The sequence below is a fragment of the Curtobacterium citri genome, assembly GCF_030362955.1.
Lineage (GTDB): Bacteria > Actinomycetota > Actinomycetes > Actinomycetales > Microbacteriaceae > Curtobacterium > Curtobacterium citri.
The window spans coordinates 287,396-311,376 of the sequence record NZ_JAUCML010000005.1; the positions used below are offsets into that span (position 1 = coordinate 287,396).

A 23,981-nucleotide genomic window follows, 5' to 3' on the forward strand; every position below is an offset into this window, starting at 1 on the left:
TGCGGGAGACCGCACCGTCCGCCGCCGCGTCGCACCGCGACGGCGGTGAACCGCAAGAGCGGGCGGCGGGTGTTGTCGCGACGGTGGCGCCGGGTGAGGCTTCTCCTGCACCGACCGCCGTGCCCTCCCCGGAGGGCCAGCCCGCACCCCGAACGTCCGGTACCCGAACCGTCGTCCCGGGTCCGTCCCCGCCTGATCCGCGGACGGACACGGCCGACGGTCCCGGACACGCGGCAGACCCGACGGCGGTCGGTGCCGCTCCCCTCGACCGACCCCGCGGTCCCCACCCGAACGGACACCAGATGTGCGGCATCATCGCGGCCCGTGTCAGTGACGACGCGACCCCCTTCCTGCTCGACGGTCTCGAGCGCCTGGAGTACCGGGGGTACGACTCGGTCGGCATCGCCGTGCGGACGGCGTCCGGGAAGCTCGAGACGGTCCGCTCGGTGTCCCGCGTCGGCGACCTCCGTGCGCTGGTCGCCGCGCGCGCCGACGCCGCCCCCGCGTCCGACGCCCGTTCCGGTGTCGGCATCGGGCACACGCGCTGGGCCACGGACGGTGCCGTGCGCGAGGAGAACGCGCACCCGCACGCCGACTGCTCGGGGCGCATCAGCATCGTGCACAACGGGACCATCGACAACGCCCACCAGCTCCGTGCCACCCTCGAGCGGCAGGGGCACGTGTTCCGGTCCGACGTCGACTCCGAGGTGATCGCGCACCTCGTCGAGCGGGCCCTGGGCGTCGACCCCGACCTCCTCCTGGCCGTCCACATCGCGGTCGCGCAGCTCGAGGGGTCGTGGGCGATCGTCGTCCTCGACGCCCGGGACGGCCGGATGGTCGCCGCGGCGGACCGTTCCCCGCTCGTCGTCGCACGGTCCGACCGCGGTGACTTCGTGTCGAGCGACGTCGGTGCCATCGCGGAGTGGTGCGAGACCTTCGTCCCGCTGCGCGACGGCGACGTCGTGGAGCTCGGCGAGGCGTGGAGCTGGTCGTCGGAGGGCGTCGCGGTACCGGTGCCGTTCCCGACCGCCTCGCCGTTCGCGCCGAGTGCGCTCGAGCTCGGCGACCACCCGGACCACATGGCGAAGGAGATCGGCGAGCAGCCGGAGGTCGTCGCGGCGCTGCTCGACCGGGTCCGACGGCGGACCGCGGACGGCAGCACCTGGGTCGGGCTCGGCCTGCCGCCGTTCGACCGGTTGGCGGTCGTCGCGTGCGGGACGTCCCTGCACGCCGGGCAGGTCATCGCGGGCACGCTCCGCACGCTCGGCGGCGTCCCCACGGACATCGTCGTCGCGAGCGAGGTGGACCACGTGGTCCTCGCGCCGGGGACGCTCGTGGTCGCCATCAGCCAGTCCGGCGAGACCGCCGACGTCCTCCGCGCGCTCGACCGGCTCGACGAGCGGCACCCGGTGCTCGCGCTGACGAACAACGTGCACTCGTCCCTGGCCCGGCGGGCCGACGCCGTCCTCGACTGCCACGCGGGACCGGAGGTCGGCGTCGCCGCGACGAAGACCTTCACGGCCCAGGTCCTGGTCGGGGTCACCGCCGTGGTGTCCGCCCTCGTCGCCTCGGGTCGGCTCGAGGCGAGCCGTGCGGCCGCCCTCGTCGACGAGCTGGCGGAGCTGCCCGAGCGGATGGCCACGGCCGCGGCCGTCGCCGCCGACCGGGTGCCCCTGCTCGCGACCACGGTGCGGGACGCCCCCGGGTTCCTCTTCCTCGGCCGCGGACCCGGACTCCCCTACGCGGCGGAGGGAGCGCTGAAGCTCGAGGTCCTGAGCTACCGCTGGGCCGAGGCGTACCCGGCCGGCGAGCTGAAGCACGGCCCGCTCGCCCTCGTCGACGAGGGCACCCCGGTCGTCGTCGTCGACCACGGTGACCCGCGCCTGCAGTGGGCGGTCGCCGAGGTACGGGCGCGGGGCGGCTTCGTCGTCACCGTCGGCGGCGAGGGCACCGACCTGCCGGCGCTCCCCCGACGCACCGACGCCGCCGACCTGGCGTGGGGACGCTCGACCGCACCGTGGGGTCCGATCGAGGCCGTCGTGCCGCTCCAGATGCTCGCCCGCGAACTCGCGCTGCAGCTCGGCTGCGACGTGGACAAGCCCCGCAACCTCGCGAAGTGGGTGACGGTCGAATAGCCAGGCACACGCACACCAACAAGCTCACGGTGTTCCTCGCCGTGCTGGCGGGCCTCGCGATCGTCGCGACCGTCGTGGTCGTGGTGCTCGTGGTCGTCGACGCCATCACCTAGACGACCACGGGCCGGCGGGTGCACGCCCAGACGTCTCCCCGTCGGGGCCTGCGATCCTGGTGCCTTGACCGCAGCAGCCCCGCCCCTCGTGTTCGTCGCCGTCCTGGTCGGCGCCGTCCTGCCGTTCGTCCCCCTGCTCGGCCGGGTCGCGCGGATCGCCGCGACGATCGTGCACGAGGTCGGTCACTGCGTCGTCGTCGTGCCGTTCGGCGGTCGCATCGACCGCATCGACCTGCACCCCGACGGCTCCGGCGAGGCCTGGGTACGCCTCGGCAGGGTGCCCGGCGGCATCCGCTGGCTCGTCCGGGTCCTCAACCTGTTCGCCGGGTACAGCGCCCCGCTCTGGGCGGGCGTCCTGCTCGTGACCGGGGTGCTCGAGGGCTCGCGGTGGCTGCCGGTCGCGGTGCTCGCGGTCGTCGGGCTCGTCGCCCTGGCGTTCGTCCGGAACTGGTTCGGGCTGCTCGTGGTCGTCGGGTTCGACGCGCTCGCGCTGTGGGTCGCGCTCCGCCCGTCGGAGGCGACCGTGCTCGTCGTCGCCGCGGTCGGTGCGGCGTTCGTGGTCGACGGGCTCCGGTCGCTCGTGCACGTCGCCCGGTGGCTCGCCACGGGGGCACGCGTGCAGACGGACTTCCACATCGCCGCCGCCGAGATGCGGGTGCCGGCCGTGCTCTGGTTCGTGCTGTTCGTCGCGGTGAACGGCGTCGTGGTCTGGCTCGCTCGCGAGCCGCTGCTGGCGACCTGGGACACCGTCGCGGCCGGGGTGCGCGCGCTGGTCTGACGCACCGCCGTCGCTGCGCGAGCGGGGGCACCCGCGGACGTAACCGGACGCCGCACAACGGCACGCCGTCGCGCGGGCTGCGAGAGTACCCGCACGACCCAGGACACCAGGAGGGGACCATGACGGACGACGGCCACGGCTTCGCGACCGAACAGGTGCACGGCGGCTTCCTGCCCGACACCGCGCACGGTGCACGGGTGCCCGCGATCCACATGTCGTCCGGGTTCCTCTTCGAGGACTTCGAGCAGGCCCGCGACCGCTTCGCCGGCACCGACGACGGGTACACGTACACCCGGCTCGGCAACCCGACGAACGCCGACGTCGAGCGCCGCGTCGCCCTGCTGGAGCGGAGCCCCGAGGCGATCCTCGTCGGCAGCGGCCAGGCCGCTGTGACGGTCGCGCTGCTCGGGCTGCTCGAGGCCGGCGACCACGTGGTGAGCGCCCGGAGCATCTACGAGGGCACCAAGGGCCTGCTCCTGCAGAACCTCGCACGCCTCGGCATCGAGGTCGACTTCGTCGCCGACCAGCGCGACCTCGACGCGTGGGCGCGCGCGGTCCGACCGAACACGAAGCTCTTCTTCGCCGAGACGATCCCGAACCCGAAGAACGACGTCCTCGACATCACCGGGGTCGCCGACACCGCGCACCGGGCCGGGGTGCCGCTCGTCGTCGACAACACCCTGGCGACGCCGTACCTCGTCCGGCCGGTCGAGCACGGCGCCGACGTCGTCGTGCACTCCGCCTCGAAGTTCCTCTCCGGGCACGGTGCCGGCCTCGGCGGGCTCGTCGTCGACGGCGGCCGGTTCGACTGGTCCCGCCACCCGGAGCGCTTCGCGCACCTCACGACACCGGACCGGGCCCTCGGCGGACAGAGCTACGTCGAGCGGTACGGCAGCCGGGCCTTCGTGGTCTACGCCCGCGACGTCGTCGCGTCCCGGATTGGCCCGTCGCCGTCGCCGTTCAACGCGTTCCTGCTCCGCCAGGGCATCGAGACCCTGTCGCTGCGCGTCGAGCGCCACAGCGCGAACGCGCTGGCCGTCGCGTCCTTCCTGGAGCAGCAGCCGGAGGTGACGAGCGTCGACCACGCGGGTCTCGCCTCCAGTCCGTACCACGACCTCGCCCAGCGCTACCTGCCCCGCGGGGCCGGCTCCGTCTTCGCGTTCACGCTCGCCGGTGGCGAGCCCGCGGCTCGCGCGTTCATCGACGCGGTCGAGCTGTTCAGCCGGATGACCCACCTCGGCGACGTCCGCTCGCTCGTGCTCCACCCGGCGACCACGACGCACGCCGGGCGCACCGCGGCCGAGCGGGCGGACCTCGGGATCGGCGACGGGCTGGTCCGCCTGTCGATCGGCATCGAGGACGTCGCCGACCTGCTCCGCGACCTCGAGCGCGGCCTCGCCGCAGCGCGCGCCGTCACCGGCCGGGAGGCACGCCCCGCCCCCGCCTCGGAGGTCGCCTCCCTCGCACACACGGACCCGCAGGGCCACGTCGTGGTCGAGGAGGTCTGAGCATGGGCGACCTGCAGCACTTCGGCTACTTCTTCTCGCGGGGCTTCGGCCCGCAGGCGTGGGGTCGGGCCGACTGGGACTGGGGCCACGACTGGACGAAGCCGGCCCTGTACCAGCAGTCCGTGCGTGCGCTCGAGGACGCCGGCATGGACCTCGTCATCGCCGAGGACGCGATCTCGCTCGGCAGCCCGGCGACCCTCGACCTGCGCATCCGGCAGGCGTACGGCGGCCCGAAGCACGACCCGCTGCTCCTCGCGCCGTACCTCTTCGCGGCGACGCAGCACATCGGCATCGCGCCGACCGTGAACGCGGGCATCACGCCCCCGTACCTCGCCGCCCGGCAGGCGGCGACGCTCGCGCACCTGTCCTCGGACCGGTTCGGACTCAACGTCGTCACGGACACGGGGAGCGCCCGGCACGTCGGTGCGGCCCCGCTCCCCCACGACGCCGCGTACGACCGCGCCGAGGAGTGGATCACCCTGCTCCGTCGGCTCTGGCGCTCGTGGGGCGACGGGTACGTCGGCGACCCCGCCGACTGGCACTTCGCCGACGGCGACGCCCTCGACGCGTTCCACCACGAGGGCGCGTACTTCACCGCGGACGGCCCGCTCAACGCGCTGCCGCTCGACGCCGACCCGGTCGTCGTCTCCCCCGGTGGCTCGGGCCGCGGCCTGGGCTTCGCCGGCACGCACTCGGACGTCCAGCTCGCGCTGGCACCGCTGACGGCCGCCGCGGTCCGCTCCTACCGTGAGAAGGTCCTGACGGCCGCGGCGGACGCTGGGCGGAGCGCCGGCGATCTCCGCGTGCTGTTCGTGCTGAAGCCCGTGCTGGTGCCCTCCGTCGAGGAGGCCGACCGGATCGTCGAGGCGTCACGACACCCGTCCGACGACGACCTGCGCGCCGCGGCCGTCGCGTGGTCGAGCGACTCGGAGACCGACCTGCTCGCCCTCGACCTCGACGCGCCGATCCCGGCCGGTACCTTCGGCGACCACGTGTCCGCCGGGACGATCCGCGGGCTGGTCGGGGACACCCCGGACGCGCCGCTCCGCGAGCTCCTCACGCGGAAGGCCCGGCTCGGTCGGATCAGCGCGCACGAGGGCTTCGTCGGGACGGCCGAGGAGTTCGCGGACTTCGCGGAGGAGCTCGGCGCGGACGCCGACAACGACGGCTTCATCCTGTCCGGTGACCTGCACCCGGCGCAGGTGTACCGGATGACGGGCGACCTGGTGCCGGCGCTCCGGCGTCGCGGGCTCCTCCGCCGCGAGTACGGCGACGGGGGCCTGCGGGCGAACCTGTTCGACTTCTGACCCGCAGCCGCACCCGCACCCGCTTCTCCGCGCTCGGGCTCACTGCTTCTTGTCGGACTTCTTCTTGTCCTTCTTCTTGTCCGACTTCTTCTTGTCCGACTTCTTCTTGTCCTTCTTCTTGTCCTTCTTCTTCGCGTCGGCCTTCTTCTTCTTGTCGGACTTCTCCTCGTCGGGCTGCGCCTCGTCGTGCTGCTCCTCCGCACGGGGAGCACGCACACCGGAGGGTGCGAGACCGTCGACGGGCTCGACCACCACGGCGCTCCCGGAGTCCGCGAGCACCTCGACGGGCTGCTCCTCGACGACGGGCGCCAGCGCGTCCTCGACCCGCTCGACCACCAGCTCGGCGCCGTCCTCGGCGAGCCGCAGCAGCGCCTGCGCCGCGCGGACCTTCGTGGTGGTCCGGCGCGCCAGGACGTCCGCGCGCGCTCCCTCGAGGAACGCGCGGAGCGAGCGCTCGACCGTGGAGCGCCCCCGCGGAGCGGACCGGTCGAGGCGGTCGAGCTCCCCGGCGGTGCCGGCGACGTCGTCCGCGACCGCCTCGTCGCGCACCGAGGCCACGAGTGCCGCGACGGCCGCAGCCGCCCGCTCCACCGCGGCGGAGTCCTGGTCGAGCACGACGAGCATCTCGAAGACGTCGCCGTACGACACCGTCTCGAGTCGCACCGGCTCGGCGGTCCGGCCACGCAGCACCAGCCGCTCGTCGGGCGTGGGCAGCCACGCGACCACGGCGGCGACGGTCGCGACGGAGCCGACCAGCCGCTCGTACTCCGCCAGCCCCAGACGGTCCTGCTCTCGCAGACGGACTCGGATCGCGATCTCCTGCACCACGCGTGGGCCTCTCGTTCGGGAACGACGCGGGCTCGCCCCGCGTCTGCACCGAACGGTAGTCCTCGACACCCGCAGGAACAGCGAACGCCCCGTCGCCGTCCAGGGGACGGCGACGGGGCGCTCAGGCGGGGACCTCCCGCGAGGATCAGCGTGACAGCGGTCCGACGACCGGCGATGGTGGAGATGGGGGGAATCGAACCCCCGTCCATCGCTGCGGTTCGACGTCTTCTACGGGCGTATCCGGATGAGGCGTTCTGCTCGGCCCCGTCCTTTGCTACCGGCTTCTAGGACGACGGGCCCAGTCCCAGTGCAAGTCCCGCACGGCCCTGAGGCGCAACCGTGCAGCAAGTCCTCTGGATGACGCCGGAACTCAGGTTAGAAGACGATCACCTGGCCGACGGACTTCATGTGCTGGGCTGCTTACGCAGCGAGAGCGAAGTCAGTGCGCTTGGAATTGGCACTTGTTGTTTTCCACGGATCGTTCACGAGATGACCGTGGGTCCTCGGCCCGCTTCCCGTCGGCACACAGGCAATGTCGAAACCGATCATCCCCGTACGGGCCGGACGTGCGAACCGCTGTCACGCTGTTGATTTGCCAACGCTCCCCGTGAGGAGCGGACCCCAGCCTAGCGGGGTGTGCTGGACGATGCCACCGGTGTTCGCCGAGGGCTCACCCCGCCGCGCTCACTCGCCGAGGCGGTTCCGGGACCGCATGGCGCGCTCGGCCTCGCGCTTGTCGGTCTTCTCGCGCAGCGCCTGCCGCTTGTCGAACTCGCGCTTGCCCTTCGCGACCGCGATCTCGACCTTGGCGCGCCCGTCGTGGAAGTAGATCTGCAGCGGCACGAGCGTGTAGCCGCCCTGCGCCGTCTTGTGCGAGATCTTGACGATCTGCTGCTTGTGCAGGAGCAGCTTGCGCTTCCGTCGCGGAGCGTGGTTGTTCCACGTCCCCTCGGTGTACTCGGGGATGTGCACGGAATCGAGCCAGGCCTCGCCGGCGTCGATGAACGCGTAGCCGTCGACCAGCGACGCCCGCCCCTCGCGCAGGGACTTCACCTCGGTGCCGGAGAGCACCATGCCCGCCTCGTACGTGTCCTCGATGAGGTAGTCGTGGCGCGCTCGACGGTTGGTCGCCACGATCTTCTCGCCGCGTTCCTTCGCCATGATGGCTCCCTTCGGTGTCCGGGGCCGACCCCGGTGCTGCTGTGCGCAGCCCTACAGCCTAGTGAACACGACGACCGCGGCGCACCTTCCCGGCGCGCCGCGGTCGAGGTGTCCGGTCAGACGCGCAGGTACCGGCGGATGGCGATGAAGGCCGACACTCCGGCCAGGAGCACGCCGATGACGATCACCGCGGGCACGACGACGGCCGCGTCCCCCATGCCGATGAACGCCGTGCCGGAGAAGCGCTGTGCCAGGTAGTTCCGGACGAAGAACCACACCACGGCGACGATCGCCCCGCCGGCCAGGACGGCACCGATCGCCGCGGCGATGACGCCCTCGAGGACGAACGGTGTCTGGATGAACCGGTTCGACGCGCCGACCAGGCGCATGATGCCGAGCTCCCGCCGTCGGCTGAACGCCGACAAGCGGATGGTCGTGGCGATGAGCAGGACCGCGGCGACGAGCATGAGCGAGGCGATGCCGATCGCCGTGTACGACGACGCGTTGAGCAGGTTGAAGATCGGCTGCAGGTACCCGCGCTGGTCGACCACGCTCTGCACGCCGGCGACCTTCGACAGGCTCTCCACGAGGACGTCGGCCTGCGACGGGTCCTTCAGGTTCACCCAGAAGGTCTCGTTGAGGTACTCGGGCTTGACGAACTCGGTCGCCGGAGAGTCCTTGAACTGCTGCTTGAACCGGTCGTACGCCTGGTCCTGGTCCTCGTAGTACGTCTTCTCGATGTACGGCTTGAGGGTCGAGGACGCGAGCTGTGCCTGGACCTGGTCGCGCTGGTCCTCGGTGGCCTTCGCGCCGGTGCAGTTGCCCGTGGTGTCCGTGTCGGTGCACAGGTACACGGCGACCTGCGCCCGGTCGTACCAGTAGCCCTTCATCTGGTTGATCTGCATCTGCAGCAGGATCGCCGTGCCGACGAAGGTCAGCGAGATGAAGGTGACGAGGACGACCGACACGACCATCGACGCGTTGCGCCGCAGGCCCGAGCCGACCTCGGCCATGACGAGTCCGAGCCTCATCGGATGAGCCCCGGGATGGTCTGGATGCCCGTGGTGTTCGAGACGCCGGAGCCGCGCTGGATGGGGAGGGCCTGCGTCTGGTACCCGCCGGACTGCTCGTCGCGCAGGACGGTGCCGTTCGAGAGCTCGATGACCCGACGCTGCATCTGGTTGACGATGCTGGCGTCGTGCGTCGCCATGAGCACGGTGGTGCCTCCCTGGTTGATGCGTTCGAGGAGCGCCATGATGCCCGCCGAGGTCGTCGGGTCGAGGTTGCCGGTGGGCTCGTCGGCCAGCAGGATCGCCGGCTTGTTGACGACGGCGCGGGCGATCGCGACGCGCTGCTGCTCGCCGCCGGACAGCTCGTGCGGCATGCGGGTGGCCTTGCCGGCCAGACCGACGAGCTTGAGCACGTCCGTCACGGCCTCGCTGATGAAGCCCTTGCTCTTGCCGATCACCTGGAGCGAGAACGCCACGTTGTCGAAGACGTTCTTGTTCGGCAGGAGACGGAAGTCCTGGAAGACCACGCCGAGGTTGCGGCGGAAGTACGGGACCTTGCGCGACGACAGCGCGCCCAGGCGCTGCCCGAGCACGTGGATCTGGCCGCGGGAGGGCTTCTCCTCCTTGAGCACGAGGCGCAGGAAGCTCGACTTCCCGGAGCCGGATGCGCCGACGAGGAAGACGAACTCACCCTTGAGGATCTCGAGGGAGAGGTCGTCGAGCGCAGGACTCGGGTTGCCCGAGTAGACCTTGGTGACCTGGTCGAATTTGATCATGACCGGATCAGGGTAGGTCGGGTCGGTCGGAAGTCAACCGAGGCGCGCGGCTCACCTGCCCCGCGAGGGTGCTCAGGAATCGTCGCCCTGCTTGCGCCAGCGGATGCCGGCGTTGATGAAGCCGTCGAGGTCGCCGTCGAACACGGCCGACGGGTTGTTGACCTCGTGCTCGCTGCGCAGGTCCTTGACCATCTGGTACGGCGCGAGGACGTAGGAGCGGATCTGGTCGCCCCAGCTCGCCGTGATGTTGCCGGCGAGCTCCTTCTTCTTCGCGTTCTCCTCCTCCTTCTTCAGGAGCAGCAGGCGGGACTGCAGGACGCGCATGGCCGCGGCGCGGTTCTGGATCTGCGACTTCTCGTTCTGCATCGAGACGACGGTGCCGGTCGGGATGTGCGTCAGGCGGACGGCGGAGTCGGTCGTGTTGACCGACTGGCCGCCGGGGCCGGACGACCGGAAGACGTCGACGCGGATGTCGTTCTCGGGGATGTCGATCACGGCGGTCTCCGGCATGAGCGGGATCACCTCGACCGCGGCGAAGGACGTCTGGCGCTTGCCGGCCGCGCCGAACGGCGACATGCGGACGAGGCGGTGCGTGCCGGCCTCGACCGAGAGCGTGCCGAAGGCGTGCGGCGCGTCCACCTCGAAGGTCGCCGACTTGATGCCGGCCTCCTCCGCGTAGGAGGTGTCCATGACGGTCGTCTTGTAGCCGTGCTGCTCGGCGTACCGGAGGTACATGCGCAGCAGCATCTCGGCGAAGTCGGCCGCGTCGACGCCACCGGCGCCCGCGCGGATGGTGATGACCGCCGGACGGTCGTCGTACTCGCCGTCGAGGAGCGTCTGCACCTCGAGGTCGCCCATCGTCTTCTGGATGGCCTTGAGCTCGACCGCGGCCTCGTCTGCCGACTCCTGGTCGTCGCCCTCGTTGGCCATCTCGACGAGGACCTCGAGGTCGTCGATGCGCTGCTCGGTGTCCGTGATGCGGCGGAGCTCGGCCTGCTTGTGGGAGAGCGCGCTCGTGACCTCCTGCGCGTGCTCGACGTCGTCCCAGAGGTCCTGGGCGCCCGCCTGCTCGCTGAGTTCGGCGATCTCGCGCTGCAGCCGGTCGACGTCGACGACCGAGCGGATGTTGCCGAAGGTCTCGCGGAGGGCGGACAGCTGCTCGGTGAAGTCAAGTTCGACCATGGTCCCCGATCCTACCGGCGTGGCCGTGCGGCGGCCGACCGTGGCTCGACGGGCGGCTCGACGGACGGGAGGCACGGTGCGCGCCCGCCCCGTCGGTCACCGTCCGAGCAGCGGGGCCCTGGACGCCATCCCGGCGCGGCCCGCGCGGGCGACCGCGTCCGGCAGCGCCGCGAGGAACGCGTCGACGTCGCCCTCGGTCGTCGTGTGGCCGAGCGTGATCCGGAGCGCCCCGCGGGCATCCTCCTCGGACAGCCCCATCGCGAGGAGGACGTGGGACGCCTCGGGGACGCCGGCCTGGCACGCCGACCCCGTCGACACGGCGACCCCCGCCGCGTCGAGCAGGAAGAGCAGCGAGTCGCCCTCGCACCCGGGGAAGGTGAAGTGCGCGTTGCCGGGCAGCCGGTCGACCGGGTCTCCCATGAGCACCGCGGACGGCACGGCCCGGGCCACGCCCGCGACCAGGCGGTCGCGCAGCGCCGAGCCGTCGTGGAGCCCCGCGCCCGCCGCGACCCCGAAGGCCGCCGCGGCCGGCGCGTCCTGCGTGCCGCTGCGGACCTGGCGCTGCTGTCCGCCGCCGTGGATGAGCGGTTCCACCGTCGCCCGTCGACCGAGCACGAGCGCGCCGATGCCGACCGGCCCGCCGATCTTGTGCGCGGACACGCTCAGGGCGTCGAGACCGGACCCGGCGAAGGACACCGGGACCTGCCCGTAGGCGGCGACGGCATCGCTGTGCACGGGCACGCCGGCGGCGTGCGCGAGCTCGACGATCCGGGTGACCGGCTGGAGGGTGCCGACCTCGTTGTTGGCCCAGAGGAACGTGACCAGGGCGACGTCCGAGGCGTCGGCGAGCCGTGCCTCCAGACCGGCGAGGTCCACGCGACCCTGCGCGTCCAGCGGGACCACGTCGACGACCGCGCCCTCGTGGCGCGCGAGCCACTCCACCGTGTCGACCGTCGCGTGGTGCTCCCCCGCGGGGACGACGATGCGCGGGCGGGGCCGGTCCTGCTGTCGCGCCCAGAACAGGCCCTTGACGGCGAGGTTGATGCTCTCGGTGCCGCCCGAGGTGAACACGACCTCCACCGGTTCGGCGTCGAGCGAGCGTGCGACCGCGGCGCGACCGTCCTCGAGGAGCATCTTCGCGCGCTGACCGGCGCTGTGGATCGACGACGGGTTGCCCACGGTTGCCAGCGCCTCCGTGAAGGCGGCGAGCGCCTCGGGTCGGATCGGCGTCGTCGCGGCGTGGTCGAGGTAGACCGACATGACTGCACCTCCGTGGTCGTGCGTTCCCAGGATAGCCGCGGCTCCTCGTACCCTGGTCGTCATGCCCAGCACCGCGACCGACGAGACCCCCGGCTTCCGCCTCGGCGACGGCGACCCCCGGTTCACGGTGCGCTCGGCGACCGCGACCGCGGTGGCCCTCGTGGTCCGTTCCGCCGACGACGGCCGGACGACCGAGCACCGCCTCGAGCGCGAGGCGGACACCGACCGCTGGACGACCCGCACCCCGGACGTCCGCCCCGGGGACCGGTACCACCTGCTCGTCGACGGTCCGGAGGGTCCCCGCCACGACTTCGACCCGACCCGTCCGCTGCTCGACCCGGCAGCACGCGGGATCGAGCCCGCGGACCCCGGTGATGCCCACGGGCGCTGGACGGGCGTCGTGGTCGACGAGTCGTTCGACTGGGGCGACGTCGGCAAGCCCGACGTGCCGCGCGACCGCGCCGTCGTGTACGAGGCGAACGTCCGGACCCTCACGGCGGCGAACCCCGACGTCCCCGAGCACCTCCGCGGTACGTACGCGGGGGTCGCGCACCCGAGCACGATCGCCCACCTGCGGCGCACCGGCGTGACGACGCTCGAGCTCCTGCCGGTGCAGGCGTTCGACACCGAGGCGTGGCTCCGGGCGGCCGGGCGCGAGAACGCGTGGGGCTACAACACGCTCGGCTTCTTCGCACCGCACGCGGCGTACGCCTCCGCCGATGCCCGTGCCGCCGGCGCGACGGCGGTCCTCCGCGAGTTCAAGGGGATGGTGCGGCTCCTGCACGAGGCGGGCATCCAGGTGCTGCTCGACGTCGTCTACAACCACACCGCGGAGGAGGGCCCCGGCGGTCCGACGACCTCGCTGCGCGGCATCGACGGCGCGAACCGGTACCGCTGGACCGAGGACGACGCCGCCTACTACGACACGACCGGCTGCGGGAACACCCTCGACACCTCGGTGAAGGCGACCGCGGACCTCGTCGTCGAGAGCCTGCGCTACTGGGCGCGCGAGGTGCAGGTCGACGGCTTCCGCTTCGACCTCATGGCCTCGCTCGCCCGCGACGGCCGGCACGTCTTCGACCCCGCGCACCCGCTGCTCGAGCGGATCCGGCAGCACCCGGACCTGCAGGACGTGCTCGTCGTCGCCGAGCCGTGGGACGTCGGACCGGACGGGTGGCGGACGGGCGCCTTCGGCGTCGGCACGAGCGAGTGGAACGACGGCTTCCGGGACACCGTGCGGCAGTTCTGGCTGACCGACATCGCCGAGGAGCGCCGGAACGGCACGCCCCACGCGGGCATCGGTCGGCTCGCCGACGCGATGACCGGTTCGCGCAGCACGTTCGGGCAGGAGCGCGGCCCGCTCGCGAGCATCAACTTCGTCACCGCCCACGACGGCTTCACCCTGCTCGACCTCGTCTCGCACGACCGCAAGCACAACGCCGCGAACGGCGAGGACGGCCGGGACGGGTCCGACGACAACCGGTCGTTCAACCACGGGATCGAGGGGGACACCGCCGACCGCGGGGTCCGCGCGGCCCGGGGACGGTCGATGCGGAACCTGGTCGGGACGCTCCTGCTCTCGGCGGGCGTGCCGATGCTCACCGCCGGCGACGAGCGGAGTCGCACGCAGCACGGCAACAACAACGCCTACGTCGTCTCCGAGGACCTGACGCCCGTCGACTGGACGGACGACGAGGACGCGGAGGCGATGACCGAGGCGGTCGCCGCACTCACCGGGCTCCGCGCCGCGCACCCCGCACTCCGGCCCACGCGCTTCGGCGTCGAGGGGCAGGAGACCCCCGGCGCGACGCGGATGTCCTGGTACGGGCCGGACGGGCAGCCGATGACGACCGCCGGGTGGGACCAGCCGATCCACCGCGTCGTCCAGTACTTCGCCGAGTCCACACCGGCACCGGCACCGGACGGGGCGCACGGGCCCGTCGACCGGGTGCTCGTCGTCGTGCACGGCAGCGGCCGGACGCGCGACCTCACCCTGCCGGCGCGTGAGGACGTGAGCGGGTACCGGCTGGCGTGGTCGAGCGAGAAGCACCGCGACCACGAGCGGCTCCGGCCGGGCGGACAGGTCTTCACCGCGTACGGGCCGGGCATCCACCTGTTCGAGGTCGCGTAGGGCGCTCACCGCGCAGACGTCTCACGCCGTGCTCGTCTCCCCCGCACGGGCTCCCCGGCGCGCCCGACCGCGCACCGCGGACGCGATCCGGGGAACGTGGACCCGCCAGCCGGGTAGCGTCGGCTCCGTGGCCACCGCAGACCGACCCCGCCGACCGAAGATCGGACGCATCCCGATCACCCAGCTCGCTCCGACGACCCCGAACGGGTTCCCGGGCAAGGCGTTCGACGGCGAGGTGATCACGTTCGGCGCGACCGTCTTCCGCGAGGGCCACGGGATCATCGGCGCCGACCTCGTGCTCGAACGCCCCGACGGCGGTACCCGCACGGTGCCGATGCTCCTCGGCGCGCCCGGCACCGACCGGTACGAGGCGACCGTGCAGGTCGACCACGTCGGCGTCTGGACCTGGCACGTCGAGTCCTTCTCCGACGACTGGGCGACCTGGCTGCACGCCGCGCGACTCAAGATCGCTGCCGGCGTCGACACCGAGGCGACGCTCCTCGACGGGGCCGTCCTGCTCGACCGTCTCGCCGAGGAGACCGACTCCACCGCCGCCGTCCGGGCGGCCGAACGGCTCCGGGACACCGCGCTCGAGCCCGCGGACCGTCTGGCTGCCGTCGACGACCCGCGCATCACCGGTGAGGTCGAGGACTCCCCGCTCACCTCCCTCCGCACCCACTCCCCCGTGCAGCTGCTCGACGTCGAGCGCCAGCGCGCCGGCGTCGGCGCCTGGTACGAGTTCTTCCCCCGCAGCGAGGGCGCGAAGAAGAACGCCGACGGGACCTGGAAGAGCGGGGACTTCCGCACCGCCGCCCGTCGCCTGCCGGCCGTGGCACGCATGGGCTTCGACGTGGTCTACCTGCCGCCGATCCACCCGATCGGCACGACGGCCCGCAAGGGGCCGAACAACACCCTGACCCCGGGACCGGACGACCCCGGCAGCCCCTGGGCGATCGGTGCACCTGAGGGCGGTCACGACGCCATCCACCCGGACCTCGGGACCGAGGAGGACTTCCGCGAGTTCGTCGAGACGGCGAAGAACACCGGGATGGAGGTCGCGCTCGACTTCGCCCTCCAGTGCTCCCCGGACCACCCGTGGGTGCAGCAGCACCCGGAGTGGTTCACGGTGCGCGCCGACGGGTCGATCGCGACCGCCGAGAACCCGCCCAAGCGGTACCAGGACATCTACCCGATCCAGTTCGACTCCGACCCCGACGGCATCGTCGCCGAGGTCCACCGGGTCCTGCGCCACTGGATCGCGTTCGGGATCCGCATCTTCCGCGTCGACAACCCGCACACGAAGCCGCTCTGGTTCTGGGAGCGGGTCATCCGCGAGGTCCGCGACGAGCACCCGGACACGGTGTTCCTGGCCGAGGCGTTCACCCGTCCGGCGATGATGCGGGCGCTCGCCGAGGCCGGGTTCCAGCAGTCCTACACGTACTTCACGTGGCGGAACACGAAGGAGGAGATCGAGGAGTACTTCTCCGAGCTCAGCCACGAGACGAGCGCCTACCTCCGCCCGAACCTGTTCGTGAACACCCCGGACATCCTCACCGAGTACCTGCAGTTCGGCGGCCGCGCCGGCTACAAGGTGCGCGCCGCGCTCGCCGCGACCGGCGCCCCGACGTGGGGCATGTACGCCGGCTACGAGCTCTTCGAGGACGTCGCCCGACCGGGCTCCGAGGAGAACATCGACAACGAGAAGTACGAGTACAAGCCCCGCGACTTCGCGCTGGCCGAGGCCGAGGGCGCGAGCCTCGCGCCCTACGTCACGATGCTCAACCGCTTCCGGCAGGCGCACCCCGCGCTCCGCCAGCTGCGGAACCTCCACGTCCACCACGCCGAGGACCCGGCGATCGTCGTCTACTCGAAGCACCTGCCGGGCGCCTTCACCCGCTCCGGCCGTGACGACACCGTCATCGTCGTGGCGAACGTCGACCCGCACTCGGCACGCGAGACCACGGTCCACCTCGACCTCGCCGCCCTCGGGCTGCCGACGGAGCAGGCCTTCGACGTCCGCGACGTCGTGACCGGCGAGCGCTGGGTCTGGGGTTCGTCGAACTACGTCCGGCTCGACGCGTTCCAGGAACCCGTGCACCTGCTCGTCGTGGAGGGACCCCACCGATGACCGACCGCGACCCGAAGGGGAACCCGCCGATGGGCTCCGACCGACCGAACCCCGCCACCCCCGCCCGCGGACAGGGACCGAGCGTCCCGCCGGTGCCGCCGCCCCCGCCGCCCGTCACCCGGGTGCGGGCGCCCGGTGCGGTGCCCGCGAACGACGAGACGGGTCCGCGGTACGAACCGCGGGCCTCCGCGCCGGGCGAGGACCTGCCCGGCGCCGCTCCGGCCGCTCCGGAGACCCCGGACCGCGGGGTCGAGGAGTCGGCCACCCTCGCCGGTGGGGAGCGCCCGGAGTCGGGCGGGGCTCCGACGAGCGGGACCGGCACCGGTGCCCACGTGGCGACGACCCCCGACGCCACCCCGACCCCGTCCCCCAGTGCACAGACGTCCGCCGACGACGGTGCCGACGCGCCGCTGTCCGAGGGCGGCCGCCACGTCGTCCCGACGGCTGCCGAACTGGTCGAGGGCGCGCCCGACGCGCCGGCCGCGGCTCCCGCGGATTCGGCCCCCGCTGCCGGCGCCGCACCGGTCCCGGCCGGCGCGCCCCGTCCGGCCCCGGTCGAGGAGTGGCTCCGCCGACAGGTCGCCGAGGGCCGCTGGTCCCAGCCGCACGACGTCCTCGGCCCGCACCCCGTCGACGGCGGCACCAGCGTGCGCGTGGTCCGACACCTCGCCACCGCGGTGCGCCTGGTCCGCCTGGACGGCGACGACATCGAGCTCGAGTCCGAGGGCGACGGCCTCTGGGCCGGTGCCACGGCCGACACGCTCGGGCGCTACCGCGTCGAGGCGGACTACGACCTCGACGACGCGTCGGACGCGGACGACGCGACCTGGACCACGGACGACGCCTACCGCTTCCCGCCCACGATCGGCGAGCTCGACCTGCACCTCTTCGGCGAGGGCCGTGACGAGCAGCTCTGGCAGCACCTCGGCGCCCACGTGCGCACGGTCGACGGCGTCGACGGCGTCGCGTTCACGGTCTGGGCGCCGCGCGCCACGGCCGTCCGCGTCATCGGCGACTTCGAGGGTTGGGAGGGCCGCACCACCGCGATGCGACACCTGAACGACCTCGGCGTCTGGGAGCTGTTCTGGCCCGGTGCCCTCGAGGGGCAACGGTACAAGTTCCAGATCCTCACCGACGGCGGCTGGGTCGAGCGCGCGGACCCGTTCGCGCGCCGCACCGAGGTCCCGCCGCTCACCGCCTCGGTGATCACCGACTCCCGGTACGAGTGGTCCGAGGGCGACCGCGCCTGGATGGAACAGCGCGCGGCGACGACCACGCACGACAAGCCGATGAGCGTCTACGAGGTGCACCTCGGTTCGTGGCGCCCGGGGCTCTCGTACCGCGAGGTCGCCGACCAGCTGATCGGGCACGTGCAGTACCTCGGCTTCACGCACGTCGAGTTCCTGCCGCTGTCCGAGCACCCCTTCGGCGGGTCCTGGGGCTACCAGGTCACGGGCTACTACGCGCCGACGGCCCGGTTCGGCTCGCCCGACGACCTCCGGTACCTGATCGACCGGCTGCACTCCGCCGGCATCGGCGTGATCATGGACTGGGTCCCCGGGCACTTCCCCAAGGACGAGTGGGCGCTGGCGAAGTTCGACGGCCACGCCCTGTTCGAGCACCCGGACCCCCGACGCGGCGAGCAGCTCGACTGGGGCACCTACGTGTTCGACTTCGGGCAGCCGCAGGTGCGGAACTTCCTCGTCGCGAACGCGCTGTACTGGATGGAGGAGTTCCACATCGACGGGCTCCGTGTCGACGCCGTCGCCTCGATCCTCTACCTCGACTACTCGCGCACCGAGTGGCTGCCGAACATCCACGGCGGTCGCGAGAACCTCGAGGCGATCTCCTTCCTGCAGGAGACGAACGCCACCGCGTACAAGCGCTACCCCGGCATCGTCATGATCGCCGAGGAGAGCACGTCGTGGCCGGGCGTCACCCAGCCGACGAGTGCCGGCGGCCTAGGCTTCGGGCAGAAGTGGAACATGGGCTGGATGCACGACTCGCTCGAGTACGTGCAGCGCGACCCGGCGTACCGCGCGTACCACCACGACGAACTGACCTTCTCGTTCGTCTACGCGTTCAGCGAGCAGTTCACCCTGCCGATCAGCCACGACGAGGTCGTACACGGCAAGGGCTCCCTCTACGGCAAGATGCCGGGCGACGAGTGGCAGAAGCTCGCGAACGTCCGCGCGTACCTGTCCTTCATGTGGGCGCACCCCGGCAAGCAGCTCCTCTTCATGGGCCAGGAGTTCGCGCAGGTCGCCGAGTGGTCCGAGGAGCGCGGGCTGGACTGGTGGCAGGCGGACGACCCGGGACACAACGGCGTCCAGCGGCTGGTCGCCGAGCTCAACCGGGTCTACCGGGAGACGCCGGCGCTGTGGACGCACGACGCCACCGCCGACGGCTTCGAGTGGATCGAGGGCGGGGACGCGCCGCACTCGACGATCGGGTTCCTGCGGAAGGCCGGTGACGAGCGGCTCGCGGTGTTCGTCAACTTCTCCGGCGTACCGGTCGAGCGGCGCTTCGGTCTGCCGACCGCCGGCGAGTGGGTCGAGGTGCTCAACACCGACGCCACCGAGTACGGCGGCTCCGGTGTCGGCAACCTCGGTTCCGTCACCGCCGAGGAGACGCCGTGGGCCGGCCGACCGGCCTCGGCGCACCTCGTCGTGCCGCCGCTCGGCGCGGTCTGGCTGCGGCTCACGGACTGACGCCCCACAGGACCGACCCACCACACGACGGACGGGAGGCCCGGTGCCAGCTGGAACCGGGCCTCCCGTCCGTCACATGGTCGCGTCGCGCGACGGCCGCTCGCGTCAGTACAGCGCGCTCGCCAACCGTCGCCGCGCGACGGCGACCCGGGGGTCGTCGACACCGATCAGCTCGAAGTACTCGACGAGCCGCACGCGCAGTGCCTCGCGCTCCGCACCGAACACCGTCGGCACGAGGTCGAGCAGCCGCCCGAAGGCGTCCTCGACGTGCCCGCCGCTGACGTCGAGGTCGGCGACGGCCATCTGGGCCTCGACGTCCTGGGGCGCCGACGCGGCCGCGCTCCGGAGCTCGTCGGCGGTCCGGCCGTCGAGCCGGGCGAGCAGCGACACCTGCGCGAGCCCCGCGACGGCCATCTGGTCGTTCGGGTCCTGCGCGATCGCGGTCCGGTACTCCTGGACCGCGGCGGCGTAGTCGCCCCGTTCGATCGCGTCGTACGCGGCCTGGTGGTGCGGCGGCAGCGGCTCGGGCTCGGGCTCACCCGCGGGCTCGGCGGCGGACGCGCCGTCGACCGTCACGCGGCCCGTGACGCCGTTCTGCTCGGCGGCGGCGACGACCTGCTCGAACACGTCGCGCACCTCGGCCTCGGGCAGTGCGCCCACGAACAGGCCGAGCGGCCGGCCGCCGATGACCGCGGCGACGGTCGGGATCGACTGTGCCTGGAAGGCCTGCACCAGCTGCGGGTTCGTGTCGGCGTCGACCTTGGCGAGCACCACGCGGCCGTCGTACTCGGCGGTGAGCCGCTCGAGGATCGGCGACAGCTGCTTGCAGGGGCCGCACCACTCGGCCCAGATGTCGACGATCACCGGCACGACCGAGGACAGCTGGAGCACGTCCTGGAAGGTCTGGTCGGTGACGTCGAGCACGAGCGACGGGACGGTCAGGTCACCGGCTGCGGGGGCACCCGCCGGGGCTGCCCCGGTCGGGGCGATCCCGGGCTGGCCGCCCGCCGTCGACGCCGGTCCGGGCTGCGCCGGCCGCTGTGCGCGGTCGACGAGGGATGACAGGTCGACGGCTCCGCGGAGACCGGACGGGGTCGGGGGGACGTTGGTCATTGCACCTCACTCGCTGCGGTCAGGCCCTGCGTGAACCCGAGCAGGACCACCTTCTCATCACTGCCCACCGGCGGCACGGAGAAGAGCAGCTGCACGCTGTACGTGGCGCTGACCCCCTTCGTGCTGGAGTCGACGCCGGAGAGCGCCTTCACGGCACCCTCGGTGTTGACCTCGGCGCCCTTCGCCGTCGGGGTGACCTTCTCGATCTCGTCGAGGTCGGCGGACACGAGCGCGCCGGCCCCGTCGGTCGCGATGGCGATCGCGCTGTCGTCGGGGACCTCCGACGAGTACTCGATCTTCGCGGTGTCCGGCAACGAGTCGGCCTTCTTGTCCTTGTACGCCTTGCCGATGGTCGACCGGAGGCCGTCGCCGTCGGACGCGAAGAGCGAGGCGGACTCGCTGTCGGCGTCCTTCGACAGGACGTCGCCGTACGCTGCCGCGATGTCGTCGGGCGCGATGCGCAGGAGCTTCGTGTCCCCGGCGAGCTGCGCGGCGCCGAGCGACGTCGGTGCCAGGCTCGGGATCTCCGCCGCGGCCTCGAGCGACACGTCGTAGGCGACCTTGTAGTCGTCCCGCGCGCTCTCCTGCACGAGCGTCAGGGCCTGCGGAGCGGTCTTCGCACCGCAGTCCTCGGCCACGACCGTGAACACCGTGCGCGGCCAGCTGTCGGTCTGCTGCGGGAGCGCGACGCAGACCTGCTCGGCGGAGATCGCCGGCGGGGCGTCCACGTCGGCGTCCTTCGCGCGGATGGCGTAGTTCGCCTTCCGGAGCTCGAGCGCGGCGCCGGTGAAGCGCGACTCGAGGAGCGAGGCGTCACGGTCGCCGTCGGCCTTCGACGCGACCTCGGCGACTCGCTGCACGATCCGGCGGATCTGCTGCGAGGTGGCCGCCGTCGGGGTCGTGTCCTCGGCGGCGCCGGTGGCCGAGGCGGTCGGGGTCGGCGTCGCGGCCGCACCGCCGCCCTGCGGCCAGTAGTCGGACGAGCATCCGGCGAGGCCGAGCGCGCCGACGACCAGGATCGGCACGACGACGAACGGTCGGCGTCCCCGACGTGCACGGGCCGGCACCTGGGCGCCGGCCGCTGCGGCACGACGCGATGCCCGCACGCGCGGCGGACGTGAGCCACCGCTGCGGCGACGGGGACCCCGGCCGCGGCGCTGGTGGAGGAACGCCCAGACGAGCAGCGCGATGCCGCCGGCCAGGAAGAGCCCGCCCGCCACGAGCAGCGGTCCGACCGAGGGCGTCGCGGTGTCGCGCGGCCAGGTCACGGAGACGTCCGTGGGGGCGGCCGCCGAGCCGTCGCTCAGCACGACCATCGACACGTCGGCGGGCAGGCGCACGGTGAACTGACCCGCCCCGTCCCACTCCTGGTACCAGAGGTCGCTGCCGGAGGGGTCGGGCACCGAGTCGCCGCTCCCGGTCGTCCTGCCGACCAGGCGGTCCTGCTCGGCGTCGAAGCGCAGCGTGGTGTGCTTCGCGTCGCCGACCCAGGCCTGCACGTCGCTCGTGCGCCCGTAGGCGGCGAAGACCTTGCCGGAGCCGGAGACGTTGATGCGCTGGTAGCCCGGGTTCGCGGTGAGCGTCGACCCGGGGATGACGGTGACCGGCGCGGACGCCGAGCTCGACGACTGCGCCACCAGGGACGACGGCGGGGCGAACACGGTGCGTTGCCCGACCGCGAGCGCGACGAGCAGCAGACCGATGACGAAACTGACGATCGCCAGGACGAATCGCACGGATCTTCTCCCTACCGCGCCGGGGTGGGGGGATCGGCGCGCGAATCAGCGCTCCAGGATAGCGAGCGACCCTGGACGTCGCATCCCCCACCGCTGGCCGCGGTCTCAGTCCCGGTCGGAGGGCCGCCGCTAGGATCGTGCCCGGGCCAGGTGCTGGCCCTCCGCCGACCCCGAGGAGCAACACGTGGCGAACGACGAGGCCGAGTTCGGGACCGAGCTGCGCGGGTACCGCCGCGACGACGTCGATCGCTCCCTGAACGAACTCCGTCGCGAGCTCATCAAGTCGAACACCGACCGCGCCGAGGCCGCCAAGGAGATCCGTCTCCTGCAGGCCCGCGTCGCCGACCTGCAGAGCGAGCTCGACGAGGCCGGCACGCCCACGTACAGCGGACTCGGGACGCGCCTGGAGTCCACGCTCCGGGTCGCTGAGGAACAGTCCACCCGCCTGATCAGCCAGGCCGACATCGACGCCCAGCGACTCCGCGCCTCCAGCCGCAACGAGGCCGAGCGGCTGCTGCGCGAGGCCCGGCAGGAGGCCTCCGAGACCCTCGAGGACGCCCGTTCCCGCGCGACCGACGAACTCACCCGTGCCCGCGCGGAGTCGGCGGACACCATCGAGCGGGCCCGGTCCGAGGCGGGGCTGCTGACGCAGGACGCCCGCAACGAGGCCGCCGCCGTCCGTGGCGCAGCCGTCACCGAGGCCGCGGAGGTCCGTTCCGTCGCGATCCGCGAGACCGACGCCCTCCGTGCCCGCGTCGCACGCGAGACCGCCGAGCTCCGCGAGGACGCGCAGCAGGCCGCCGAGGCTGCACGGACCGCCGCGGCCGAGCTCGACCGCGAGACCGAGCACCGGCGCAGCGTGTTCGAGGCCGACCACACGCGACGCACGGAGGACCTCGCCCGAGAGGAGGAGACCCGCCGGGCCGCGCTCGAGCGCGAGGTCGCCGAGGGTCGGGCGGCGTGGCAGCGCGAACGCGACGAGCAGCAGCGCGCACACGCCCTCACGCTCGAGACCGAGCGCGCCGAGCTCGACGCCGAGGCAGCACGCCGCCGCAGCGAGCTCGACGCCGAGGTCGGGGACCGCCGCCGTGCCCTCGACGAGGAGCTCGCCGCCGCTCGCGCCGGGTGGGAGCGCGAGGTCGCCGAGGCCCGCACGGCACTCGACCAGGAGCTACAGGCCGCCCGTGCCCAGCTGCGGGTCGACGAGGAGCAGACCCGGATCGAGAACGAGCGGCTCGTGCAGGAGACCGCCGAGCGCATCGCGGCCGAGCTCGAGGAGCACCGCAGCCGCATCGCGCGCGAGCGGGCCGAGGCCGCCGACGCCGCCGAACGCGCCGCGCGGGAGCACGCCGACGAGCTGGCCGCGCGTCGTGAGCGCGAGCACGCGGAGGTCGACACCGAGATCGCCGACCGCCGCGTCGCCGAGCTCGCCGGCCTCGAGGCCGAGCGCACCGCCCTCCGTCAGGAGATCGACACGATGCGCGCCGACCTCGAGCGGGACCGCGACGCGGTGCGCGCCGAGATCGCCCGGGAGCGCGACCAGGCCGCCGCTGCGCTCGAGTCGGAACTCGCCGCCCGACGCGACGACGCCGAGCAGGAGTACCTGCAGAAGCACCACGAGACGGTGGCCGAGACGCAGAAGTACCTCGACGAGGCGAACCTGCAGCTCGCCGAGGCGACCCGCCGCGCCACCGAGGCCCGGGAGCGCGCCGAGCGGCTCCAGCAGGAGGCCGACGACCTCGAGCGATCGAGCACCGCGCAGGCGCAGGAGCGTGCCCGCACCCTGGTCGCCGAGACGCAGGAGCGGGTGCACCGGATGATCGCCGAGGCCGAGCAGCGCAGCGCAGCCGTCGTCGCCGAGGCCGAGGACCGTCTCGCGGCGATCCGCACCGAGCGCGACGCCGTCGCCGGGTACCTCGAGAACCTGCGCGGCGTCCTCACGCACGCGACCGGCCTGTTCGACGGTCCGGCAGTGGCCGACCCGGCCGACGCGACCGGCCCCGACCATACGACCGGCGCTGAGGACGGCGCGCGGCGCTGAGACCGGGCCACCGCACGACGCGAGCCGGACGGGAGGCGCGACCAGCGCCTCCCGTCCGGCTCG

Annotated in this window: 17 protein-coding genes and 1 other RNA gene; 9 read left to right on the plus strand and 9 right to left on the minus strand. The window is 72.7% G+C overall.

Annotated elements, in window-relative coordinates; all coding sequences use genetic code 11:
• The first annotated feature begins 302 nt into the window (after positions 1-302).
• The 5 genes from glmS (at position 303) to QUG92_RS10160 (ending at position 5,841) form a co-directional block, all read left to right on the plus strand.
• Complete coding sequence (gene glmS, locus QUG92_RS10140) at positions 303-2,135, plus strand: glutamine--fructose-6-phosphate transaminase (isomerizing) (RefSeq protein ID WP_289458921.1); 1,833 nt, start codon at positions 303-305, stop codon at positions 2,133-2,135.
• Complete coding sequence (locus QUG92_RS10145) at positions 2,117-2,248, plus strand: hypothetical protein (RefSeq protein WP_262982029.1); 132 nt, start codon at positions 2,117-2,119, stop codon at positions 2,246-2,248. Before glmS ends, QUG92_RS10145 begins: the two co-directional genes overlap by 19 nt.
• A 64-nt stretch (positions 2,249-2,312) precedes the next feature.
• Entirely contained in the window at positions 2,313-3,026 is a 714-nt protein-coding gene (locus QUG92_RS10150; protein ID WP_083263581.1) for a M50 family metallopeptidase, read from the plus strand.
• Between the two features lie 119 nt (positions 3,027-3,145).
• Positions 3,146-4,534 (plus strand): O-acetylhomoserine aminocarboxypropyltransferase/cysteine synthase family protein, encoded by a 1,389-nt coding sequence (locus QUG92_RS10155; protein WP_289458922.1) that lies wholly within the window; start codon positions 3,146-3,148, stop codon positions 4,532-4,534.
• Between the two features lie 2 nt (positions 4,535-4,536).
• Positions 4,537-5,841 carry an LLM class flavin-dependent oxidoreductase gene (locus QUG92_RS10160; RefSeq protein WP_289458923.1) on the plus strand — a complete coding sequence of 435 codons (1,305 nt, stop codon included), beginning with the start codon at positions 4,537-4,539 and terminating at the stop codon, positions 5,839-5,841.
• A 39-nt stretch (positions 5,842-5,880) separates the two neighbouring features.
• Here the strand turns inward: QUG92_RS10160 and QUG92_RS10165 are convergent, their stop codons facing one another.
• From QUG92_RS10165 to QUG92_RS10195, 7 genes are all read right to left on the minus strand, one after another.
• Positions 5,881-6,669: a hypothetical protein gene (locus QUG92_RS10165; RefSeq protein ID WP_289458924.1), complete on the minus strand. Its 789-nt coding sequence runs from the start codon at positions 6,667-6,669 to the stop codon at positions 5,881-5,883.
• A gap of 175 nt (positions 6,670-6,844) precedes the next feature.
• Positions 6,845-7,222, minus strand: a transfer-messenger RNA (tmRNA) gene (ssrA, locus tag QUG92_RS10170).
• A gap of 131 nt (positions 7,223-7,353) precedes the next feature.
• Entirely contained in the window at positions 7,354-7,830 is a 477-nt protein-coding gene (gene smpB, locus QUG92_RS10175) for an SsrA-binding protein SmpB (protein WP_069710696.1), read from the minus strand.
• Positions 7,831-7,946: 116 nt separating this feature from the next.
• Positions 7,947-8,861, minus strand: a complete 915-nt coding sequence (gene ftsX, locus QUG92_RS10180) for a permease-like cell division protein FtsX (protein ID WP_182047800.1) — start codon at positions 8,859-8,861, stop codon at positions 7,947-7,949.
• Positions 8,858-9,616 (minus strand): cell division ATP-binding protein FtsE, encoded by a 759-nt coding sequence (ftsE, locus tag QUG92_RS10185; RefSeq protein WP_083263579.1) that lies wholly within the window; start codon positions 9,614-9,616, stop codon positions 8,858-8,860. Before ftsE ends, ftsX begins: the two co-directional genes overlap by 4 nt.
• Before the next feature lie 72 nt (positions 9,617-9,688).
• Complete coding sequence (prfB, locus tag QUG92_RS10190) at positions 9,689-10,798, minus strand: peptide chain release factor 2 (RefSeq protein WP_069710694.1); 1,110 nt, start codon at positions 10,796-10,798, stop codon at positions 9,689-9,691.
• 96 nt (positions 10,799-10,894) lie between these two features.
• Positions 10,895-12,058, minus strand: coding sequence for a cysteine desulfurase family protein (locus QUG92_RS10195; protein ID WP_289458925.1), 1,164 nt, complete (start codon positions 12,056-12,058; stop codon positions 10,895-10,897).
• Positions 12,059-12,119: 61 nt separating this feature from the next.
• Between QUG92_RS10195 and QUG92_RS10200 the strand changes: the two genes are divergently transcribed.
• From QUG92_RS10200 to glgB, 3 genes are all read left to right on the plus strand, one after another.
• Positions 12,120-14,189 (plus strand): glycogen debranching protein, encoded by a 2,070-nt coding sequence (locus QUG92_RS10200; protein ID WP_289458926.1) that lies wholly within the window; start codon positions 12,120-12,122, stop codon positions 14,187-14,189.
• A gap of 127 nt (positions 14,190-14,316) precedes the next feature.
• Complete coding sequence (locus QUG92_RS10205; RefSeq protein WP_259346253.1) at positions 14,317-16,317, plus strand: alpha-1,4-glucan--maltose-1-phosphate maltosyltransferase; 2,001 nt, start codon at positions 14,317-14,319, stop codon at positions 16,315-16,317.
• The gene (glgB, locus tag QUG92_RS10210) at positions 16,314-19,028 is read left to right on the plus strand and encodes a 1,4-alpha-glucan branching protein GlgB (RefSeq protein ID WP_289458927.1); all 2,715 of its coding nucleotides are present in this window, start codon (positions 16,314-16,316) and stop codon (positions 19,026-19,028) included. Before QUG92_RS10205 ends, glgB begins: the two co-directional genes overlap by 4 nt.
• A 105-nt stretch (positions 19,029-19,133) precedes the next feature.
• Here glgB and QUG92_RS10215 read toward each other — a convergent pair whose 3' ends face one another.
• Together QUG92_RS10215 and QUG92_RS10220 are read right to left on the minus strand one after the other, a co-directional pair.
• On the minus strand, positions 19,134-20,141 hold the full coding sequence (locus tag QUG92_RS10215) for a tetratricopeptide repeat protein (protein ID WP_289458928.1): 1,008 nt from the start codon (positions 20,139-20,141) through the stop codon (positions 19,134-19,136).
• Positions 20,138-21,877, minus strand: a complete 1,740-nt coding sequence (locus QUG92_RS10220) for a DUF8094 domain-containing protein (RefSeq protein WP_182047881.1) — start codon at positions 21,875-21,877, stop codon at positions 20,138-20,140. Before QUG92_RS10220 ends, QUG92_RS10215 begins: the two co-directional genes overlap by 4 nt.
• A 184-nt stretch (positions 21,878-22,061) precedes the next feature.
• Here QUG92_RS10220 and QUG92_RS10225 point away from each other — a divergent pair, with 184 nt between their 5' ends.
• Positions 22,062-23,918 (plus strand): coiled-coil domain-containing protein, encoded by a 1,857-nt coding sequence (locus QUG92_RS10225; protein WP_289458929.1) that lies wholly within the window; start codon positions 22,062-22,064, stop codon positions 23,916-23,918.
• Positions 23,919-23,981: the final 63 nt, after the last annotated feature.

Bases quoted from the DNA above. Each gene is read 5' to 3' on its own strand.
- glmS (WP_289458921.1), top strand. From the start codon at position 303: ATGTGCGGCATCATCGCGGCCCGTGTCAGTGACGACGCGACCCCCTTC.
- QUG92_RS10155 (WP_289458922.1), top strand. From the start codon at position 3,146: ATGACGGACGACGGCCACGGCTTCGCGACCGAACAGGTGCACGGCGGC.
- QUG92_RS10160 (WP_289458923.1), top strand. From the start codon at position 4,537: ATGGGCGACCTGCAGCACTTCGGCTACTTCTTCTCGCGGGGCTTCGGC.
- smpB (WP_069710696.1), bottom strand. From the start codon at position 7,830: ATGGCGAAGGAACGCGGCGAGAAGATCGTGGCGACCAACCGTCGAGCG.
- ftsX (WP_182047800.1), bottom strand. From the start codon at position 8,861: ATGAGGCTCGGACTCGTCATGGCCGAGGTCGGCTCGGGCCTGCGGCGC.
- ftsE (WP_083263579.1), bottom strand. From the start codon at position 9,616: ATGATCAAATTCGACCAGGTCACCAAGGTCTACTCGGGCAACCCGAGT.
- prfB (WP_069710694.1), bottom strand. From the start codon at position 10,798: ATGGTCGAACTTGACTTCACCGAGCAGCTGTCCGCCCTCCGCGAGACC.
- QUG92_RS10195 (WP_289458925.1), bottom strand. From the start codon at position 12,058: ATGTCGGTCTACCTCGACCACGCCGCGACGACGCCGATCCGACCCGAG.
- QUG92_RS10200 (WP_289458926.1), top strand. From the start codon at position 12,120: ATGCCCAGCACCGCGACCGACGAGACCCCCGGCTTCCGCCTCGGCGAC.
- glgB (WP_289458927.1), top strand. From the start codon at position 16,314: ATGACCGACCGCGACCCGAAGGGGAACCCGCCGATGGGCTCCGACCGA.
- QUG92_RS10215 (WP_289458928.1), bottom strand. From the start codon at position 20,141: ATGACCAACGTCCCCCCGACCCCGTCCGGTCTCCGCGGAGCCGTCGAC.